At 43.8% G+C, this 21635-nt stretch carries 13 protein-coding genes; 5 read left to right on the forward strand and 8 right to left on the reverse strand.

Annotation, left to right across the window (positions count from 1 at the left end):
- Position 1 precedes the first annotated feature (1 nt).
- The 4 genes from QYT14_RS12550 to QYT14_RS12565 all read left to right on the forward strand — a co-directional run bounded on the left by QYT14_RS12550 (position 2) and on the right by QYT14_RS12565 (position 4901).
- On the forward strand, positions 2–1102 hold the full coding sequence (locus tag QYT14_RS12550) for a HAMP domain-containing sensor histidine kinase (RefSeq protein ID WP_288325101.1): 1101 nt from the start codon (positions 2–4) through the stop codon (positions 1100–1102).
- Positions 1099–3036, forward strand: a complete 1938-nt coding sequence (locus QYT14_RS12555; RefSeq protein WP_288325103.1) for a histidine kinase dimerization/phospho-acceptor domain-containing protein — start codon at positions 1099–1101, stop codon at positions 3034–3036. Before QYT14_RS12550 ends, QYT14_RS12555 begins: the two co-directional genes overlap by 4 nt.
- Positions 3037–3054: 18 nt before the next feature.
- Entirely contained in the window at positions 3055–3636 is a 582-nt protein-coding gene (locus QYT14_RS12560) for a DUF3109 family protein (protein WP_237038710.1), read from the forward strand.
- Between the two features lie 77 nt (positions 3637–3713).
- Positions 3714–4901 (forward strand): OprO/OprP family phosphate-selective porin, encoded by a 1188-nt coding sequence (locus tag QYT14_RS12565; RefSeq protein WP_237038709.1) that lies wholly within the window; start codon positions 3714–3716, stop codon positions 4899–4901.
- 72 nt (positions 4902–4973) lie between these two features.
- Here the strand turns inward: QYT14_RS12565 and QYT14_RS12570 are convergent, their stop codons facing one another.
- From QYT14_RS12570 to QYT14_RS12605, 8 genes are all read right to left on the reverse strand, one after another.
- Positions 4974–5360 (reverse strand): RNA-binding protein, encoded by a 387-nt coding sequence (locus QYT14_RS12570; protein WP_288325105.1) that lies wholly within the window; start codon positions 5358–5360, stop codon positions 4974–4976.
- Positions 5361–5601: 241 nt separating this feature from the next.
- Complete coding sequence (locus tag QYT14_RS12575; RefSeq protein ID WP_288325107.1) at positions 5602–7905, reverse strand: alpha-amylase family glycosyl hydrolase; 2304 nt, start codon at positions 7903–7905, stop codon at positions 5602–5604.
- A gap of 72 nt (positions 7906–7977) precedes the next feature.
- A complete protein-coding gene (locus QYT14_RS12580) occupies positions 7978–9426 on the reverse strand; it encodes a DUF5115 domain-containing protein (protein ID WP_237038702.1) in 1449 nt (482 codons plus the stop codon).
- A gap of 24 nt (positions 9427–9450) precedes the next feature.
- Positions 9451–10623, reverse strand: coding sequence for a SusF/SusE family outer membrane protein (locus QYT14_RS12585; RefSeq protein ID WP_288325109.1), 1173 nt, complete (start codon positions 10621–10623; stop codon positions 9451–9453).
- 37 nt (positions 10624–10660) lie between these two features.
- Positions 10661–12316 (reverse strand): starch-binding outer membrane lipoprotein SusD, encoded by a 1656-nt coding sequence (susD, locus tag QYT14_RS12590; protein ID WP_288325111.1) that lies wholly within the window; start codon positions 12314–12316, stop codon positions 10661–10663.
- A gap of 23 nt (positions 12317–12339) precedes the next feature.
- The gene (locus QYT14_RS12595; protein ID WP_288325112.1) at positions 12340–15354 is read right to left on the reverse strand and encodes a TonB-dependent receptor; all 3015 of its coding nucleotides are present in this window, start codon (positions 15352–15354) and stop codon (positions 12340–12342) included.
- 90 nt (positions 15355–15444) lie between these two features.
- On the reverse strand, positions 15445–17661 hold the full coding sequence (locus QYT14_RS12600) for a glycoside hydrolase family 97 protein (protein WP_288325113.1): 2217 nt from the start codon (positions 17659–17661) through the stop codon (positions 15445–15447).
- 206 nt (positions 17662–17867) lie between these two features.
- Entirely contained in the window at positions 17868–19718 is a 1851-nt protein-coding gene (locus tag QYT14_RS12605; protein ID WP_288325115.1) for a glycoside hydrolase family 13 protein, read from the reverse strand.
- Positions 19719–19959: 241 nt separating this feature from the next.
- Here QYT14_RS12605 and QYT14_RS12610 point away from each other — a divergent pair, with 241 nt between their 5' ends.
- Positions 19960–21555, forward strand: coding sequence for a DUF6377 domain-containing protein (locus tag QYT14_RS12610; protein ID WP_237038696.1), 1596 nt, complete (start codon positions 19960–19962; stop codon positions 21553–21555).
- The last annotated feature ends 80 nt before the right edge of the window (positions 21556–21635 follow it).

A 21635-nucleotide genomic window follows, 5' to 3' on the forward strand; every position in this document is an offset into this window, starting at 1 on the left:
AATGAAACGGTTGATATCTTTGGCATTTGTTTTGTTTGGGTTGTCGTTCTTGCCACTTGATGCAGAAGAGGTAGGTGGAGATAGTCTGTACTGGCTTGATGCGGAGCAAAAGATGGAAAGAGGCGATTATGAAGAAGCTGCCAAGGGATATAGTAAACTGATAGAAAGAAGTGACTCGCTCTTCCGGACCTGTACTGTGGACCGGGTGGAGGATATGCGGAAAAAATATTCTATTGATGAACTGGAGTGGCAGGCCAATCGGCAGCAGACTCGCTTGTGGGAACTGATTTTCGGAGTTCTATTGTTCCTTTTGTCACTGCTTTTGGGCGGTTTGATTTATTTGGGAAGGGAGAGGAGGAAATTGATAAAGTCTAGGAATCAATATCAAGAAGCGAAAACACTGGCAGAGGAGTCTATCCGTAACAAAAGCCTGTTCCTTTCTAATATGAGCCATGAAATCAGGACTCCTCTGAATGCGGTGGCCGGTTTCTCCGAGCTACTCACTACTCAGGAATTGGACGAGGCGACGCGGGCCCAATGCAATGATGTCATTCATTTAAATTCCAATCTGCTGATTAACTTGATAGGTGATGTGGTGGATATCTCATGTCTGGACATTACGAATATGAAGTTTGATGTGGGCTCTCATGAAGTTGTGGCTCTCTGCCGCAACGTGGTGAGGATGCTGGGCAATATCAAGCAGACTTCTGCCGTGATTGATTTTAAAACGGAAGTCCCTATGTTGACAATCGAAACCGATTTGTGCCGTCTGCAACAAATTCTGATCAATCTGTTGGTGAATGCGACAAAGTTCACTAAAGAGGGCAGCATCACATTGGCATTAAAGGTGAATGAATGTGGCTGGGCCGAGTTCTCGGTTATGGATACGGGATGCGGCATTCCTGTGGAGAAGCAGAAAGCCATATTCGGTCGTTTTGAAAAATTGCATGAAGGCGTGCAGGGCACAGGGTTGGGGTTGTCTATCTGTAAATTGATTATCAACCGGCTGGGTGGAGATATTTGGGTGGATCAGGCATATACGGGTGGGGCACGTCTGGTGTTTACCCATCCATTAACACAGGAAGGAAGGGTGGTGCAATGAAAAGAGTCTTATTTGTATATATCTGCACCATAATGGCGTGTGTTTCTGTACATGCTTTAGACGATAACGCTTTGCGTGACAGCCTTTTCCGTATTTATCATTCCATGCCCGCAGATACGACACGTACGTTGTTTCTCCACAAAGTGTTTACGCAGAATATAGATAAAGATTGGTCGGCGGAATTACTTGATACGGCATTGGTGCTGGCAGCGGAGGTGAAAGATGTAAAAAGCGAATCGGAGCTCCGTTATGAATATTTCCGTTATTATACGTTCCGGATGAATGGGGAAATGATGGAAAAGACGTTTGACTTGTTGAAGGATGCCTGTTACCGTTGCGGAGAGTACGAAGTCTATTTTCAGGCATGGCATTATCTTCTTCAGTTTAAAGCTTCGGAGGGAAATACGGAGTATGCCATTCAAGAATCGCAGAATATGCGCCGGGAAGCCGTCCGTCTGGAGGCAGACCATGGAATATTCTTGTCGTATGTGACGGAAGGAAAGGTAAATGCCTTTGCCCGGAATACCGAGAAAGCGATTGAACGTTATAAAAAGGCGTTGCAGACTTCGCCTTTGACGATACAGGATGAGTTGATGGTACGGCAATATTTGTCAAGTTCTTATTATCTGATGGGTAAATATCCTGAGATGAAGGAAGAATTGAAAACCCAACGCAACATAATCAATCGGGCGATAAAGAAGAACCATTCTTTGAGGAAACGCTATAGAAAGGTTTTGCTTGAGATAGAACTGTTGTATTGCAAAGTCTATTTGGCGGAAGAGAGTGCAGAAGAGTTAAAGGAGCATTTGGAGGAAGCTGCTAAATTTTATAGTGAGGATTTATTCTCCTCGGCTATTATTAATTATCATTTTTCATGGGCGGGATATTACAGTTTGAAAAAAGAATGGGAGAAATGTTTCGCTGAATATAAGTTGGTGCTGGCTGCTTTCAAAGGTACCCAACCTATGTATGAGAGTGAGATGCGAAGGTTGTTGGGAGACGCTTATATGCAGGCGGGACGATATCAAGAGGCGGCAGAGACTTACAAAGTTGCGGCTTTGATGCGTGACTCTCTCAATCAGGTGGCCTTGAAGATGAATGAGGAAACTGTTCAGGCTAACTATCGGATTCAGAGGGCACTGTTTGAGAAGGAGGCGGGGGTCAGACGTTTCTGGCAGGTTGCGGTAGGCGGCGGGTCTTTGTTCCTTCTGTTTTTGGTGGCAGGCATTGTACAGTTGCTGCATATCCGCCGTGAACTGATGAAATCGGAAAAGGGAATGCGCGAAGCGTATGCTATGGCTCAGGCTGCCGACAAGATGAAAGATATTTTTCTGCATAACATAACAAATGAGATACGTGTTCCGCTTAATCTGGTGGTGAGCCTGTCTGACCGTCTGTGTAGCGAGACCGGTTTGACGGAGGTACAGCGGCAGGATTTCTCGGAAGCTATCAAGCGGAATGCCGAAAAGCTGACCAATCTGATATTTAATATTCTTGACCTTGCGCGTTTGGAATCGGGAATGATGAAATTCAATGTGCAGGTGTATGATTTGGTGCAGTTGTGCAAGGATGTGAAGTTGATGGTGGAAATGGAAAGCAACCATACGGTGGAGGTGGTCTTTCACAAGGAAACGAATACTTTACCGGTCTCGATGGATGTATCTCGCTTTACTCAGCTGCTGTCTTCCGTGCTGATGCCGCCGAAAGAAAATAAAGCCTATCAAGTGGTGAGCTATACCTTAAGGCGTGAAACGGATGACGCCCTGAAACTGATAGTGGTTAACAGTCCGCTTCTTTGGGAAAGCGAGGACCGGCAGGAGGCGGGGATTCGCCATGCCATCAACCGGCTTTATCTGAAAGCCTTTGGGGGAAGTTATCAGTTGTGCGGAGGAGATGAAGAACGATTAATTATAATAACATATCCTATAAAATAAAGAAGAGTAGAATAAACAATGGTACAAATAGATGATGTAGTAATCTCACTGGATGTATTTCGTGAAAAGTTTCTTTGCAATTTGGATGTTTGCAAAGGTGAATGTTGTATAGAAGGCGATGCCGGTGCTCCGGTAGAGTTGGATGAAGTGGAGAAGTTGGAAGAGGTGCTTCCGGTTATTTGGGAGGAACTGTCTCCCGAGGCGCGCGCTGTGATAGATAAGCAGGGTGTGGTTTATACCGATGAAGAGGGCGACTTGGTGACTTCTATTGTCAATCACAAGGATTGTGTCTTTACTTGTTATGATGAAAAAGGGTATTGCTATTGTGCTATTGAGAAAGCCTATCGAGCCGGGAAGACTGATTTCTATAAACCTGTCTCCTGCCATCTTTATCCCATACGTATTGGTGATTATGGCCCTTACAAGGCCGTAAACTATCATCGTTGGGATGTTTGCAAGGCTGCTGTCCTGCTGGGGCAGAAAGAGAATTTGCCTGTTTATAAGTTCTTGAAAGAGCCATTGATTCGTAAATTTGGCGAAGAGTGGTATAAAGAAATGGAAATAGCTGCCGAAGAGCTTGAGAAGAGGGGACTGATTTGATTCAGTCCGCCTGATGATTTGCCGGATGGAGGCCGGCACTCGCCTTTTTTGTTAAATCTAATACTAAAAAATACATTATGAAAAGAACATTCTTATCATGCTGTATCCTGTTGTGCACTGTATGTTCTGTTTGCGCACAAGAGCAGCCTTTAATCAGCCCGGATGATTCCATCCGCAGTTTATTGGGGCGTATATTCCCTAATAGTAATCCCAACTTATCGGCACACATGAATCTGGAGTTTTATACTTCGGGAGCTGCTTACTTTACAGACGGCAGTCTGGATGAGGCAGCTTTTAAGTTGAATCGTGTGCGTCTGGAGATATTAGGTTCTTTCACGAAGGACTTCTCTTATCATTTCCGTCAGTCTTTTAATAAATACAGTAATCCGCATTCACTGGATAACCTTTCCTCTTCCATCGAGTATGCCTATATGAATTGGAAAATGTCCGATAAGTTCAACCTGACAGTGGGTAAGCAATTTCTCTCTCTGGGCGGTTATGAATATTATGTAAACGCTATCAAGGTAAGGGAGTTCAGTGAATTTAATGATAATGTGGCCGCTTATCAGGCAGGAGTTACGGGCACTTTCAATTTCTCGCCGACTCAAGAGCTGGTGTTGCAGGTGCTTAATAATCGTAGCGGTGAAGATGCTGATACTTATGTTTATGGGCTTCCTGCCGGAGTCAACAAGACAAAGATTCCTATTATAACCACCCTGAATTGGAACGGTCTCTTTATAGATAAAGCACTCCAACTGAGATATGCCGCCGCATGGGGACAACTAGCTGAGGGTAAGAATATTTATTACCTGACTGCGGGAAACGTGTATGAAAAAGGCCCGATTGTTGCCTATGTTGATTTGATGTACTCCCGCGAAGGGCTGGATAGCAAAGGTATTATCAGCGATTTGCAAGGGCCGGCAGTGTTGACGCCTACTACAGCCGAGAATGCGGAGTACTTCAGTACCATTGCCAATTTTGACTATCGCATTCATCCCAATTGGAATGTGTATGTGAAGGGGGCTTATGAAACGGCAAGTGTTTACAAGGCAAATGGAATCTTCGAGAAAGGACTTTATCGTACTACTTGGAATGCTCAGGCTTGTGTGGAGTATTTCCCGATGCGTAACCGTGAATTGCTGATATTTGCCCATATGCTTTATAAAGGCCATCATTTGACGGAACGTGCCAAAGCCTTGGGAGCAGTGAGTCCCGACACTCAGCGTTTCTCCATCGGATTGGTTTATACGATTCCGGTCTTTTAGCTATAAACAGAACGTGCGGAGATACTTTTCAGCATCTCCGCACGTCTGATATATGAAGTGGGATTCTACAGATTAATATCTGTTTCTGCCGCCACCGTAATTGTTGTCTCTATTGCCACCGCCGTAGTTGTTGTCTCTGTTGCCATAACCGCCACCACGGTTTCCGCCACGGTATCCACCGCCGCCGTTGTTGTTATAGCTGCGACGCGGACCTTCTGTCTTGGGGCGTGCTACTGATACCGATAATGTCTTTCCGTCAACTTCTGCACCATTCAGTGTTTCGATTGCTTTGTTTCCGGCTTCATCTTCAGTCATTTCAACAAATCCGTATCCTTTAGAACGGCCTGTTTCTCTGTCCATGATAACTCTGGCTGAAACTACTTCTCCATACTCTGCAAATAATTCTTCTAGTTCGGCTTCGCCCAAATTATAGCTCAGTCCTGCGATAAAAATGTTCATTTTAAAATAAATGTTTTAATAATAAAATAGGGAAATTCTGCGATAAGGAATCTTATGAAGATAAACATTTCTACGTTAGTCACCATGCGAATAAAGTTGGAAAAGTAATATTGTTCTTCTATGAGAATACTTAATGCTCGGCAAATGTACATAATAAGATTTGAATGAGAAACAATTCAGACATTTATTTTGATAATAAATGGTTTTTCTTCACTTATATTTTATTCTGTACCCGAATCGGTTAGAAACGGGTATACAGAATGAAATGATTGGCGGGGACAGTGACTTTCTCCGTTACAGTCTCGTTTTGTCCGGTGAAATAGTTTCTCCATTCGCCTGTGGGACCTGGGAAGGTAACGTCCGTATCGGCATTGCTGAAGTTGCCGACGACAACAATAGCTTCTCCGGTAAGTCCGCTGAGGTAGAGGGAACGCCCTTGGTCCCAATCGGACGCACCAGCTCTCCATGTCAGGGTGGCGTTCCCTTCAAACAAGGATGGCTTCTCGTTGCGCAAGGCAATTAGTTGGCTATATATTTCATAAAGTTTTTTGCGCGTGGCGTTTTCATAATAATCCCAACGGATGGGTTTGCGCGATGTACGGTATTCTTCGTTAACGGTTGTTCCTGTTTCGTTACTGTTGATGCTGAAGTCGTATCCCAGCTCACCGAACTGCCATATCATTTTGGGGCCCGGAACGGTAAAGAAGAAAGCGGCGTTGGCAGCTAGTTGGCTGATGCGGGCGGAGAGGTCTGTTCGAATCACTCCATTTCCCCATTGGGTTTGTTTGTAGCCCATGCGCTCTTCGTCGTGGCTCTCCATAAAGCCTACCCATGAGGGGGTGGTTTCATATAGTCCGGTGAAACCGCTATCTTCTTTCCAGCCCATGGCAGACTGGCAATAGGCATTGTTCATGTTGCGCCATAGGTATACTCCGTCGGCTGCCAATTCCTGCTCTTCTTTGTTGTCACAAAAGTGCTCGAATATGACGAATGCATCACTTTTGACTGCCTTGACTGCCGAGTTATAGTCTTTTAGAATGGCTATGCGGCTTGCATCATAGTTGGAGGCGGTGGCTTCGGTAGATGCGGTTTGGGTGAAACCTTTAGTGAGGTCGAAGCGGAAACCGTCTATTTTATATTCGTCCAGCAGGAACTTCAGGTTCCGTTTGACGAACTTGCGCACCAATGGGCTTTCGTGGTTAAAGTCTTGGAAAACACTGTAAGGATGCGGGGCGTCTGTGTTAAAGTAAGGATTGTTTCGGGCAGTCTTGTTCTTTGCATTGTCCCAATACAATCGGGCAAAAGGCATATTTCCGGTCGCATGATTGTATACGACGTCAAGAATGACGGCTATGCCTTTCCGATGGCAGGCATCGATGAAGTCTTTATACATTTTAGGGGTACCGTATGTCTTGTCGAGGGCAAAATAGAAGGAAGGGTTATAGCCCCAACTGTCATTGCCGTCAAATTCCTGGACAGGCATCAGCTCGATGGCATTGATGCCCATGGCTTTCAGATAATCCAGTTTCTGCAAAGCGCCATTGATGGTATGATCGGTTGTGAAATCGCGCAGATGCATTTCATAGATAACCAGTTGTTTGGGGTGTTGTATCTTGAAATCGGGTATACTCCAGGCATAGTTGTCTCTTTGTGTCTTGAATACCGAGACAATTCCTTTTCCGTCTTTGGGATAAGTCTTGTTGTCGGGATAGACAGATGCCGGGATATCATTGTCGTGCTCCGGGTCAAGAATTTTTTCGCAATAGGCATCTCCCAAGCGGATTACTTCACCTTCTTGGGTTCCTGTATAGTATTGAAATGCATATTCTTTGGATGGGTTGAGGTTGTTCAGTGTAATCCACCAGCAACCGGCAGCATCATCGCGATACATCCGGCAGTTATCGTTATTTGTCAGCTCCCAGTTGTTGAAGTCGCCGAGGACGTGTGCAAAGTCTTTGTGGTTACCTTCGGTGTCTTTATCATAGAGCACAAGGGTTACGGTATTGGCATTGATGATGTTGATGCCTTCTTCTACATTTTCCGGAAGGGAGGCATATCTGATTTCGGCGGGTGCAAACTCCTGGTATTTGTTGTCTGTTACTTTTACAAAGGAGTCGTTGCCGATTCCTTTTAGACTGCCGTCGGAGCTACGGATGACGATACCCAGTTTTTCTATCGGTGTCTTGTCCGAATGGAACCAATCGCGTATGCTGGGTTCCAGAGTGATGCTCCATACATTGTCTTCTCGCTTTACCATCTTGCATTTGTCTGTATTCTGGTTCCATTCGGCCGGGACATACTGCCAGTCGCCTTCGCTCACTATGCCGGTATGGATATATACATCACCTTTGTATCCGAACAGGGCGGACGACGTTGGTGCTTTGAAAGTAATGGTCAGCGCTTGGTCGGCATCCGGCGTTTGGGGAGAGTAATTCAGCCCCTCCACTTCTTCTATCGTAAAATCGTCTTTGTCGTTATCCGAGCAGGCAGCGAATAAACAGGAAAACAATAACCCTAATAGAAGGGAATAATTATATTTTTTCATAATGGGTGTCTATTAAAAAAGCCGTCCTTTTGGACGAAGGACGGCTTTCAAGGTTTTTAATCTGTATACTGGTTATTCTATTTTTCCGGTGTTGTCTGAGAAGTTCAGATATGCTTTCTGACCGGTTTTCCCTTGTACTCGGTCTTGGTCTCCACCGTTGCCGCGATACTCGATTTTACCGTTCAGGATGATAAATTCTGTTCTCCACCAGTCAGCGGCGGCAGCTTCGGGATGTACGCATATACGGACTTCTCCGTCCTTGGCGAATGCCGGTGAGACGAATGAACCGTCTGCTTCTGTGGGGATGATAAACAAGTCTTGTTCTACTAACTGAGCATTCCAGCCGTCATAAGAAGTATCTCCCATCAGATATACATTAGGTGTTTCAAACTCTACCACCCGGTTATTACCGATGACCGATACATAGACCAGATACCAGCCTTCCTTGCCTACCTTGATATTTCCATCGGAATCTGACAATTCGGCACGGTCGACAGACGCTTGCGAGATAGTGGCGGTAAAACCGAAGTCATTACCCCAATCAGCTTGCGGAGCAAATTTCACTTGGTCGTTAGCTGCGAAATAGTAAATGCCCCAGAATGCCCCTTTTGTGTCGTTGACAGGAACAAGCTGTTTCCATATCTTGCCCCAATTATATGCACTTCCGGTCATATAGAGTTCTGTGGGGGCGCTATTGTCTTTTACTGAATAGCGGAAATCGGTTACATTGATTGAAATCTTGATTTTACCGGCTTCTTCCACCATGATGGCTCCTGCTTCTTTATCACCCACTTTCCAGGTCAGGAAGTTTTCGGCAGCCGTGTCACCGTCTTTTTTCGCTCCTAACGCCTGTGACCAGTCGATTTCCTGACCGTTGATGGCGGCAGCCGGGAAAATCTTAAAGTTCTGATTAGCCTCTGTTGTTTCGGTTTCCAATGTATAGACATTCTCATTGTTGGGATCGGGTGTCATGGGCAAAGCACCGACTGCATTCCAACCGGTGAATGCGCCTACTACATAGTAACCTTTCGGGTCTACCTCGGGAGTGGATCCCGGTTTCAGTAGGATATTCACTTCATTGCCCGAAAGCTGGATACCGTCTCCTGCCGGGGTTGTGGCTGCTGCCTTGACAATGGCGCGCAGGCTGCGTTCTACACTGGCACGGCTTTTATATATTTCTTGGGTAATGCTGTCCAGTTGGGCCAAGGCAACTTTTACAGTACCGTCTTTGGCTGTGAAGGGTAAAGAGTAATCATCGTTGAATGATAAAGAGCTGAGAGTAATGGTACTACCTTCCACGGCTGTTGTTGAAGTTAATTTCACGATTTCCACAGAGTCGGCAGTAGCTTCGTCCATGATAATATGAGCATCTTTACCTGTTGCGAAAGTAGCAGTCATTTGTTCTGCATTATCCTCTTGGGGATTGGACTGGGGGTCAGCCCAGTCCTTAAAATCTTCGTTACATGCAGAGAATCCTATGGTTAATAGAAACATTCCTGCGTATATAAATTGTTTTTTCATGATGAATCTTTCGTTTTAAGGTTATTATTTTAGTTCTCCTGTTCCGGCTGTGAAGTTGAGTTGGACGGTTTTGCCCGCTGCTCCCTGAATAGAATACTTAGGACCTACATCTTTACCCCAACTGTCATTGACCGGATTGTTTTCGCGATAGAAGATTTCACCGTTACAGAGTGTAAATTCGGTTCTCCACCAATCGACATCCGTCTTAACGCAGATACGGGCTTCACCGCTTGCTGTCATGGCAGGAGAGACGAATGAACCGTCTTTACTGTCAGGGGTAGTGAATTTCCAAGTGTCGCTATAGTCCCATGTTCCGCCATTGGTTGCTCCGAACAGGTATATTTCGCCCGGATAGAATGTCATGCTAAATGCATAATCACTGCCTTTTACTGCTGCTTTGATAAAGACTACATACCAACCGGCATTCTTGACAGTTATGTTGCCGCTGTTGGTGCCGGTAACACCGGATTCGGCCTTGTCTGTAATTGTTAAACGGGTATCGTCCGAACCGATATATTCTTTCTCTTTGGTTCCGAACTTGAATTCATCACCGGCTGCGAAATAAATCAGTCTCCAGAATTGTCCGTCCAAACCGCTGACTTGTACCATTGGTTTCCAGATAGTCCATTCTGTATCAAGCATAGAACCAACGAGGAACATGGTTTGGGGTGTTTCTAATTTGTCGTTGGATGCGTTGCCCAGTACTTTCGGCAATACTATTACATTAGAAATGCACACCCCTCTGTCACTGCCTGTAATGGTAGCCTTCAGACGGATAAAGACGCTAATTGGCGTCGTCGGGAAATCGACTCCTTCATTTTGGGCAGCCCATAACTCTATGATAGCCGTATTCAGTTCAGATGCCACTACATCCATTTTGGCTGTAGAATAAGTTGTAGCCAATTCGGTATAGTTCGCTTCACTTTCTTCTGTCTTTTCTGTAAATTCAGAATCAAGCGCCACCTGGACACTGTATGTTGTGGCAGCCGGGAAACCATAATCAGGCTGTGAACAAGTCAGTTCTACTGTCTTCGAATTTTTTAAATCGTACACATTCCTAGCTGCGTATGGCGGCAGGTTGAGTGAAAAGGTGGTCGGCTCGTTTAGAACGGGATTGCTGTCATCGTCCTTTTCGCATGCTGTAAACACGGATAGGGTGACTACAGCAAGAAGCAATATGTTGAATATCTTTTTCATAATGTACATACTTTAATTGTTAAACGGAAACTACTGATTAATATCCTGTGTTTTGTGACATGTTCGGATTGTTATTCATATCCGATGCCGGAATAGGATAAACATTGTAGAAAGAAGAAACAGAAGTTCCGGTTGCTGATCCGCCTTTCCAATCCCACAAGTATTTATTGCTGGTGAACATATCGAAACGAATCAAGTCCGAACGACGACGTCCTTCCAGATAAAACTCACGTGCCCATTCATCAATAATTTCTTTTTCAGTCACCGTCTGAACAAGTCTGGTGCAGTTGGCGCGTTTGCGAAGAGTATTGATATCTTCGGTTGCATCTTCTCCCAAGCGGAATTTTGCCTCGGCACGGGTCAGATAGGCTTCAGATAAACGCATCAAAGGAATGTCGGTATCAGGATATTCTGTATGATGTGTCGGCTGTCCGTCTGAACGGATATTTTGCCATTTTACGATAGATAACCCGTCTTTAAAACCGGAAATGACATCAGTCTCGACTTTGCGGATGCCGCCACCGATTCCTGAATAGAACATGGCACGGTCATCGCCTGCCGCTTTAATCATATCTACCGTTCTTGTACCATATTGAGCATCGAAAGCATCGATTTTCTCATCTGTGTTGATATTCTCTGCGGCGGGCACTTCAATGTCACCGGGCAACATCGGCACTTGAGAAAGATCAGGGAAGAATTTCTTAACCAATGCTGCGCGTGAGAAGATACAAGACCATCCATTGGTAGTACCCATACGCGGCATACCGGCAGTGCGGGTACCATTGACCAAATAAGTGGAACCTCCATAATAACGTGTCTTGATACCATCCTGACGGATAGGCAGGATAATTTCTTGCATTGCCTGTGCATTTTCATCGTTATCTGCCATGAACAGCAAACGATATTCAGGGCATAACTTATAAGATGAGTTGATTACTTTGTCTGCATAATCCCTTGCGTTGGCATAATCTGCTTTGCCGGTATATACTTCAGCATTCAGATACAGACGTGCACGCAGTAGCCAGTTTGCTGCTTTGTCTGCACGGCCGAATGGGGCTTGGCGTGGTTCATACATGGCACTTTCGCACTCGCTTAACTCATTCTGAATGTAGGCATATAAATCGCTGCCTTTCTTTTCAACCGGAAGTTCATTGTTAAAGTGCTCTTTAAATGGAGCTTTACCAAATAAATCGAGGTAGTAGAAATAATGTAATGCACGCAGGAAGCGGACTTCAGAGCGTTGGCGCATTGTTTCTTCATCGTCTTTTCCTTCTGTCTGGTCGAGGAAGAAGTTGAGCTGTGTGATGTTGTATCCCAAGCGGACATATACCCATTCGGTACGGATACTGGAAGAGTTCCAACCGATGTTTGTCAACTGGGGAATATCTACGTCGGTCTGCCAAGCCCAGATACATTCGTCACTTGGCAATTCGTTGCAGTTAAAGATGGTACGGTAAAAGCCTGATTCACCTTCATCTTGTCCGTCGAGGTCGGCTGATCCGGCCGGACCCTTTTGTCCTGTCAAACCTAATAATGCATATTCTTTTACGAATACATCATTCTGGTCGAAGCTGGGAGCATATTGAGGATCAATCGGACTAATATCCAAATCATTAATGCACGAACTGGTGCCTAGAATGGCAGCGACCACTAGTGCTGAGGCGAATATCTTTTTAAAATATCTTGTTTTCATGATTATTTCGTTTTAAAGTTAAGTTAAAATTGAAGGCTGACACCTAATAAGAATGTCGTTGCTCTAGGGTATGGGCTGCTGTCTATACCACTTTTGATTTCCGGGTCGAGTCCTTTGTATTTAGAAATGACAAACGGATTCTGTACGGTAGCAAATACACGGCCGCCCACTCCCTGATAGGCTTGTGACCGGAGTAAGTTTTTGAAAGAATACCCCAACGTGATATTGTCACAACGGATGAATGAAGCGTTGCGAACGAAATAGTCACTCATATAGTATTCGCCTTTTCCTGTGAAACCAAGAGCGATGGCTTCTTTGGTTGTATTGACGTATGCATTGTTTGTGTACAGGCCGGAAGCACTGACATTTGCCTTATTGCTCAAAAAGTCATAATAGACATAGTTGTTGAGGCTTGCACGTAAAGAGAAGCTGAAGTCCCAGTCTTTATACAGCATTTTGGAAGTCAGACCCATCAATACGTCGGCAGCCGGTTTCTTATAGATATATTTGTCGGCACTGTTAATCTTGCCATCGCCGTTGCGGTCTACAAACATATTTTCGATAGGCTTTCCGTTCTCATCGTAGACTTGTTGGTAAACATAGAAAGCGTTGGCTGCATGGCCTACTTTATTTGCTTGAACCTTGGTATTGTTACCCTTAGATATCTTGTCACCGGTCTCAACGTAGTAGTCACTATCGTCGCCGCCATTTAACTTGGTAATCTCGTTGTGGTTCCAAGTAACGTTGTAAGTCAAATCCCATGTAAAGTCTTTGGATACAATTGGCTTGGCATTGATGGAGAATTCCACACCGTAATTCTTTAAAGAACCGATATTCTTCATCATCTGTGCATTGAAATTAGTTCCTACAGGAATCTTGACACTGTTCAGCAAGTCTTCTGTTTCACGATAGTATCCGTCAATAGCGCCTGATATTCTTCCATTCAGGAAGCCAAAATCCAAACCGCCGTTCCAGGTGGTTGTCTTTTCCCACTTCAAATCTGTGTTGAAAGCCTTGGGGCGTGAAGTACTGTAGTAGGTATCGCCAAAAGGATATTGTGCATAGTCATCACTCGTCACATACAGAGGAAGAAATGCAAAGTCATCACCTATATCCTGTTGTCCTGTGATACCCCAGCCAAGACGAAGTTTCAAATCAGAAAGGAAGTTCACATTTTTAAGGAAGCTTTCTTCTTTTATCTTCCAGCCTAAAGCCAATGAAGGGAATGTACCCCAACGGTTGTCGCTGCTGAAACGTGAAGAACCATCCCAACGCATAGTGAACGTGAATAAATAGCGGCTCAGTAAAGAGTAGTTTAAACGTCCGAAGAAAGAAACCAGTGTATTGCGTGTAGCATAAGCTTTTTGACTGCGCAATGCCTGATCTACCGGTTCGTTCTTATAAGCATCCCATCCTTGACCTACGCCGTCAGCACCATTACGGTGGAAGTGTTGTTCCTCACCGCCGACCATGATGTCGAAATCGTGTGCGCCAAGAGACTTGATGTATTGTGCATAAGCATTGTAGGATATATTATACTTATACTGGGTAGACAACCCATTCCATCCGTAATAGTTATTGGTGTATGAATATGGAGAAACAATTTCACGTTCATCACCGTCTGCATATTCACCGCCGATGCTGGCATGAAGACGCAAGTCCGGTAAGAAATGAACTTTATAGTCTACTTCTACATTTCCTACAAAGTCGTTGCTGTTTGCTTTCTTATTACGTTGTTCCAGCGCAGCCAACGGGTTTTGAGGAGTATTTTTATCTGTCGTATAAGTCCAGTCTTTATCACTGAAACCGTCTGTTGCCTGCATATCCTGCCAGTAGCCGCCTGAGAATTTAAATGCATCTCCTGTTCCATAAACAGGGTGAGTAGGAGCAATAGACAATGCGCCGCCTACAGCTGCACCAGAATCGGCGTAACGGTTCTTGCCATACATGTATTTGGCGTTGATGTTGAATTTTAAATGGTCATCAAAGAATGACGGAGCAAGATTGACAGATGCAGTCAAACGCTGGAAGTTGGAAGTTTTGATAATACCATTTTCATTGGTGTAACCTACAGATACGCGATACGGAACATTCTTGAATCCACCGGTGATAGATACATGATGGTCAGTACTTACAGCGGTACGGAAAATCTGGTCTTGCCAGTCTGTGTTGGCTGTATCCATTTCTGCGGGATATTTATCTCCCCATAACTGCTGGGCGTAAGCACGGTATTCATTTCCATCCAGTACGTCATAACGCTTTTGAGTGGTGGCCAAAGAAATAGAACCGTTATAGTTCACTTTCGGTGCTTGTCCGCTCTTTCCTTTTTTGGTAGTGATGATAATTACACCGTTGGATGCACGTGAACCGTAGATAGCTGTTGCAGAAGCATCTTTTAATACAGTGAAAGTTTCGATATCTTCAGGGTTGACCATTGACAGACCGTTTGACATACCTTTGATACCTTGATTGTCAATAGCCAATCCGTCGATAACCAATAACGGGTCGTTGCTGGCATTCAAAGAGGAACCGCCGCGGATACGAATCTGGGCACCGCTGCCGGGAGCACCGTCGTTGGAAATAACGCTGACACCGGCAACTTTACCGGACAACATGTCTTGTGCATTGGTCGTAATACCTTTGCTCAATTGGTCTGGCTTAATGGCTGTTACAGAACCGGTTGCATCATTCTTTTTAACGGTACCATAACCAATGACCACTACATCCTGCAATAATTGTGTATCATCTTTCAGAATAATGTTCAGGTTAGCAGCGGCAGGTACTTCCTGTGCTTGATAACCGATAAATGAAATCACAATAATATCGCCTTTGTTGGCGTTGAATTGGAAGTTGCCTTCGAAGTCGGTAATTGTACCGTTGCTACTTCCTTTCACTACAACATTGGCACCGATAATCGGCTCGCCGGTTGTATCTTTGACAATTCCTTTAACCGTCATTTGCTGGGCAAATGCGTCTAGGGACAAGAACAATCCCACTACTATCATGAGTAGGATTTTAAACATCACGTTTCTTTTCATGTCTTTAAATTTAAAGTTAAGTTATTTATTCATGTTTTTTACTTTAATAAATACCTATTGAAAACGGTCTTTTCGATAATTACAATTAATTTATAACCTCTTTATTCCTTTTACCTCTGATTTATCTTTCACCTCTTTAATGCTGATTGCATAACCGCCGCCACTGGCTGCACGCAAGTTTAATTTGCTCTTGCTGGTCAAAATGCCTCTGCGAATAGTGTATGCCTGCGGATTGTTTTTCCAATCGGCGTCCTTTGCATCAGCATATATGGTAGCGATGTATTGTTTTCCCGGTTCGAGGAAATCAAATGTCAGTTTGGATGTATGGCCGTTTTCGTCTGCTGTACAACCAATGTACCAGTCATTTGTTCCCTTGGCTTTGCGGGCGATAGTGATATAGTCTCCCGGTTCGGCTTCCAGATATTTACTTTCATCCCAGTCTATTGCCACATCTTTGATAAACTGGAACGCATCCATGAAGCGTTCGTAGTTTTCGGGAATGTCAGCAGCCATTTGCAATGGACTGTACATGGTGACGTATAATGCCAGCTGACGTGCCAGCGTAGAGCGTACTTGTGAATTATTCGTCGGACTCATCTTGTTACAATGTGTCTCAAAGATGCCCGGAGTGTAATCCATCGGTCCTCCAATCAGTCTGGTAAACGGAAGTATAGTAGTATGATTAACATTATTTCCGCCAAACGATTCATATTCTGTTCCGCGAGCCGATTCGTTGCCTATCAGGTTAGGATAAGTGCGACAAATACCGGTAGGGCGTACTGCTTCATGTGCATTTACCATGATTTTATAATCGGCTGCTTTCTTTACCGCATAGAGATAATGGTTGTCCATCCATTGTCCGTAATGGTGTTCTCCACGAGGGATGATGTTGCCCACATAACCACTCTTCACCGAGTTATAACCATTGTCGGCCATAAATTGGTAAGCTTTGTCCATGTGACGCTCGTAGTTACGTACAGAAGCCGAAGTTTCATGATGCATCATTAGTTTAACACCTTTACTTGCCGCATAGTTCTGAAGTTCTTTCACATTAAAGTCGGGATAAGGAGTCACAAAGTCGAAAACATAATCTTTACTCTTGCCAAACCAGTCTTCCCAACCTTCGTTCCATCCCTCTACCAATACTTGGTCAAAACCGTGCTGAGCCGCGAAATCAATGTATCGTTTCACATTAGCTGTGTTTGCAGAATGCTTTCCGTTTGGTTTGGTTTTAGAATAATCGGTTTCTCCCAATTTCACGCTGGAAAGTTCGTCTGTGTAAGCCCAAGAACCTTTACCGGTAATCATATCCCACCAAACACCGATATATTTCACCGGTTTAATCCATGATGTATCTTCAATTTTGCAAGGCTCATTCAGATTTAAAGTAATACGTGAAGCAAGGATATTGCGTGCGTCATCACTCACGATGACGGTGCGCCACGGTGAAGAACAAGGTGTCTGCATATATCCTTTATCACCTTGTGCGTCGGGAGTCAGCCATGATTCGAATACCATGTTCTTATCATCCAGATTCAGATGCATACAGGCATAATCGATTAATGCTGCCTCGTGAAGATTGATATACAGTCCGTCGTCTGTCTTCATCATCAAGGCCGTTTGAACACCTGTGGGCGAGAATGGGGTTTGTGAAGAGTTGGGGGTAATGGCTGTCTTCATCAAACCTCTGATTTCAGACAGACGGGAAACGGTATAGTCGTATTCCTGCGTGTCATAATCTCCGGGAATCCAATAAGCAGTATGGTCTCCTGCCATACCGAATTGTGAACGTTCTTCTTTGATAACAAAATAATTCAGGTTCTTCTGCAGGGGGAATTCGTAGCGGAAGCCCAGCCCGTCATTGAAAAGACGGAAGCGTATGATGATATACCTATCGTTTGCCGGCTGGTTCAGGGTTACTGCCAGCTCATTGTAATGATTGCGAATTTCTTTTTCTTCTCCCCATACCGGTTGCCAAGTTTCGTCAAAAGTAGAAGTTTGGGCATCCTTCAGCTCAAATCCATTATATAGGTTTGTTTTAGAATCAAGTTTGTCGGCATCTTTACGGTCTGTCCATTCAAAGTCTGTCTTAGCATCGGCATCTTCTTTTTTCAATTCCAGCCCCAGTTTGCTGGGTTTGATGACAGGTTTTTGTTTATAGGTCAGTTCATAAATGGGGGCGCCTTCTCCATTTAGGTGGAAAGTCATTTCCAGATTGCCATCCGGTGATGTAAGTTTTTGCTGTGCATTTGCTATGAATGAAATGCAAATGAATGCAATGAGTGAAAGTTTCTTTTTAATTTTCATATAACTATGGTATTAAATTATAAGCTAACAAGTTTCCTAACTCTGTTTTGTTTCGGATGTTGCAAATGTAAGGCTCTTGTATATTCAAAAATCTCACAAGAATAAAAATATAAATGAATTTATTCTTTGCTTAATGTTATCTGATTGAATATTAATGTATTGTCTGATTTGCAACATCCGATAAATATAAATCAAAGTGAACTATATCAGAACTCTAAAATCAATATCTCACGACCGGATAGCGTTAATTCTTTTCTTAAATCAACTTTAGTACCCGTCAAAACATCAGCGGCAGATGTCTGTGGCAATATTTCTTTATAAGGAGTTAAATCAATGCATTGTTCCTTATCGTTGCCGTTCATAAATACAGTAACCGATTTGTTTCCATATTTTCTTTCGTATACATATACTCCTTTATTGGGTGCAAAATGTTTTAGTGTTCCTTTGGCGATAGCTTCATTTCCTTTTCTCCATTGCAACAATTTCTGCATATAGTCAAATGCTTCTCTTTGTTGAGCGGTGCGATTGGCGTTTTGGAAACAATTGCGTGGATCTCCCTGCCATCCGCCGGGATAGTCACAACGGAGGAGGCCGTCGCCATTCGCTTTGTCTGCCGCCATTAATATTTCTGTACCATAATAAATCTGAGGAATACCGCGGGTAGTAAGCAAGAAAGTAAGTGCTTGTTTGTAGCGGTTCAGGTTCTTGGTGTCTTCATCGTTGTGGTAGAAGCGTGAAGTGTCGTGGTTGTCGAGGAATATCAGCAGATTCATGGGGTCTGCATAGACAAGGTCTTGTGTCAGATAATCATAAAGGCGGAATAATCCTCCGTTCCAGTCGGTTGTCTCTTCATCGAAAGCCCGGTTCATGTGCTCCATCAGGGGGAAGTCCATCACTGTGCGGAGATTTGAGTTTCTGGGTGCGGCAAGTTTGCTGTCTTTTTGCCAAAAAGAAACAAGTACATTGCTGTTCAGCCAAGTTTCACCCACGATGTTGAAGTCGGGATATTCCTCATTGACGGCTTTACACCAATTTGACATCATATCAAAGTCTGCGTATGGATGTGTGTCTTGGCGAATTCCGTTGATACCTGCATATTCAATCCACCAAATACTGCTTTGAATCAGATAGTTTGCTACATGGCGGTTGCGTTGGTTGAAGTCGGGCATTGATTCGGTGAACCAACCGTCGACTGCCAATTTGCGCTCATAGTCAGCGGCATGTATATCTTGTACACTGGCGGTCTTATAAGAAGTCTGTACATAGTTTCCTCTGAAATTGAACCAGTCTTTTGAAGGCATATCTTTGAAGAGATAGTTCTCACTGCCGCAATGGTTGAATATCATGTCCATTACTACTTTCATTCCTTTGGCGTGAGCGGCATCTACCAGTTTGCGGAACTCTTCGTTGTTACCGAAGCGGCGGTCTACCTGGTAGTAGTCGGTGATGGCGTAACCATGGTATGAACCTTCTTTCATATCATTTTCTTGGATAGGGTTGAGCCAAATGGCAGTGACACCCAGTTTGTCCAAGTAATCCAAATGATTTTCGATACCTTTCAAGTCACCGCCATGGCGTGCAAACGGTTCATTACGGTCTACTTTTGCTTCAAGCATTCCCGGGATAATATCGTTCGAAGGATCACCATTAGAAAAACGGTCCGGCATAATCAGATAAAGTACGTCACCGGCATTGAATCCTTTTACATCGGAAGCACCGTTTCTACGTTGTTTGATTTCGTAAGGGACAACAGTTTCTTTTTTACCTTGTTTCAACGTTATATTGAAAGATTGGGGAGCCGCTTCCGACAAATCCATATATAAGAGAAGATAGTTCGGGTTTTCTTGTTTGATTACTTCCTTTAACAGAATGTCTTTGGAGGAAATACTCACATCGCTTGACGAGATATTATCGCCATACAATAATACTTGCAATTCGGGATTTTTCATACCTGCCCACCAGAAGGTTGGGGCAACTTTCTTGATAATGGCTGCAGACGTGGTGTGCTGTAAGCCGAAGAGTGCGAGCAGTGTCATAAGTATAAAGCTTCTTTTCATAATATATAGTATTTAATGTTATTCGGTTTGCTTGGTGTTGCAAATGTAGGAGAGTAATGAATCCCTTTTTAGGAGTAGAATAAAAATATAAATGTATTTTGCCCTTATGTGATTGATTATTAGTGGATTTATGCCGTTCGGCCTAATGGAAAATATAAATGGATATGAAAATATATTTCTTGTTTTTCTTTATTTTAATTACTTATCTTTATATATTTGTGTAATACTTAATTAATACGGAATGAGAAAAATCACATATTGTCTTATATTGCTCCTTTTTATCTGTCCGATGACTTTGATGGCAGGGAAAGGACCTAATGAATCTGTGCTGAAAGAGCTGGATAGAGTCATAGAGGAAAAGCATTCTTTCCATGTGGAGAAAGAAAAAGAAATTGATGAAATAAAGGCTCGGCTTCACCGGTCCAAGGACCATGGGGAGAAGTATGAACTCTGCGGGTCGCTTTTTTATCTTTATCTGCATTATCAGGCAGACTCCTCTTTATATTATATAAATGAGAAAATGCATTTGCTTCCGTTGCTTGACAAACCTGAGTTGAAAAACGAAATCATCATCAATCGTGCTGAGGTTATGGGAGTGATGGGGATGTATAATGAGTCATTGGAACAGTTGAGGCAGATTAATCCCCAAGTGCTGAAGCAGGGACCGTTGAATTATTATTATCGTACTTTCCGGGCTTATTACGGTTGGGTGGCCGACTATACGACCAATACGGAGGAAAAGCAAAAGTATCTGGAGAGGACTGATGCTTATCGTGATTCCATATTGGCAACGGCATATCCGGGAGTGGACAGGGATATCGTGTTGGCGGAGAAGTACATGGTGATAGGTAAACCGGACAGCTCACTGGTTATTCTGAATGGCCTGTTGGAGCAGAACCCTGATAAGCGACAGAAGGCATATATCTATTATACGTTGTCCGAGGTGTATGATGTGACTGAGGATGTGGATAAACAGATTTATTATTTGGCCTTGACCGCTGTGGTTGATTTGGAGTCTGCCACAAAAGAGTATGCATCTCTGCAGAAACTAGCCCAACTGATGTATGAAAAAGGAGATATAGACCGTGCATATAAATATCTGAATTGCTCGATGGAGGATGCCGTTTCGTGCAATGCCCGGCTACGCTTTATCGAAGTGGCTCAGTTCTTTCCCATCATTGACAAGGCTTATAAATTGAAGGAACAAAGGGAGCGTCAGATTTCTCGTACCCTGTTGATTAGTGTCAGCCTTTTGTCTCTTTTTCTCATTGCTGCAATTTTCTATCTGTATAGATGGATGAAGAAACTGTCGGCCATGCGTAGAGATTTAAGTTTGGCTAACAAGCGGTTGACCGATGTCAATGACGAACTGGAGCAGACCGGTAAGATAAAAGAAGTGTATATTGCCCGTTATCTGGACAGATGTGTGATTTATCTTGATAAGTTGGAGCTCTACCGCCGCTCATTGGCAAAAATGGCGATGGCATCCCGCATAGATGATTTGTTTAAAGCCATTAAGTCGGAACAGTTTATCCGTGACGAGCGGAAAGACTTTTATAATGAATTTGATAAATCCTTCTTGGAGTTATTCCCTCATTTTATCCCTTCTTTTAATAAATTGTTGATAGAAGAAGGAAGAATATATCCTAAATCGGGCGAACTGTTGACTACTGAACTTCGCATCTTCGCATTGATTCGCTTGGGAGTGACAGACAGTAATAAGATTGCCCATTTCTTGGGGTATTCTTTGGCTACGATATACAACTATCGCAGTAAGATAAGGAATAAGGCCATAGGAGATAAAGAACGATTCGAGCACGATGTGATGAATTTATGACGCGGCCTGACGCGTCACTTTACACGTCCGTATGTGTGGGGCTCTGCCTCTGTATGTGTGGGCTTACACGTTAGTACGTA

The sequence above is a fragment of the uncultured Phocaeicola sp. genome, from assembly GCF_948499155.1.
GTDB lineage: Bacteria > Bacteroidota > Bacteroidia > Bacteroidales > Bacteroidaceae > Phocaeicola > Phocaeicola faecalis.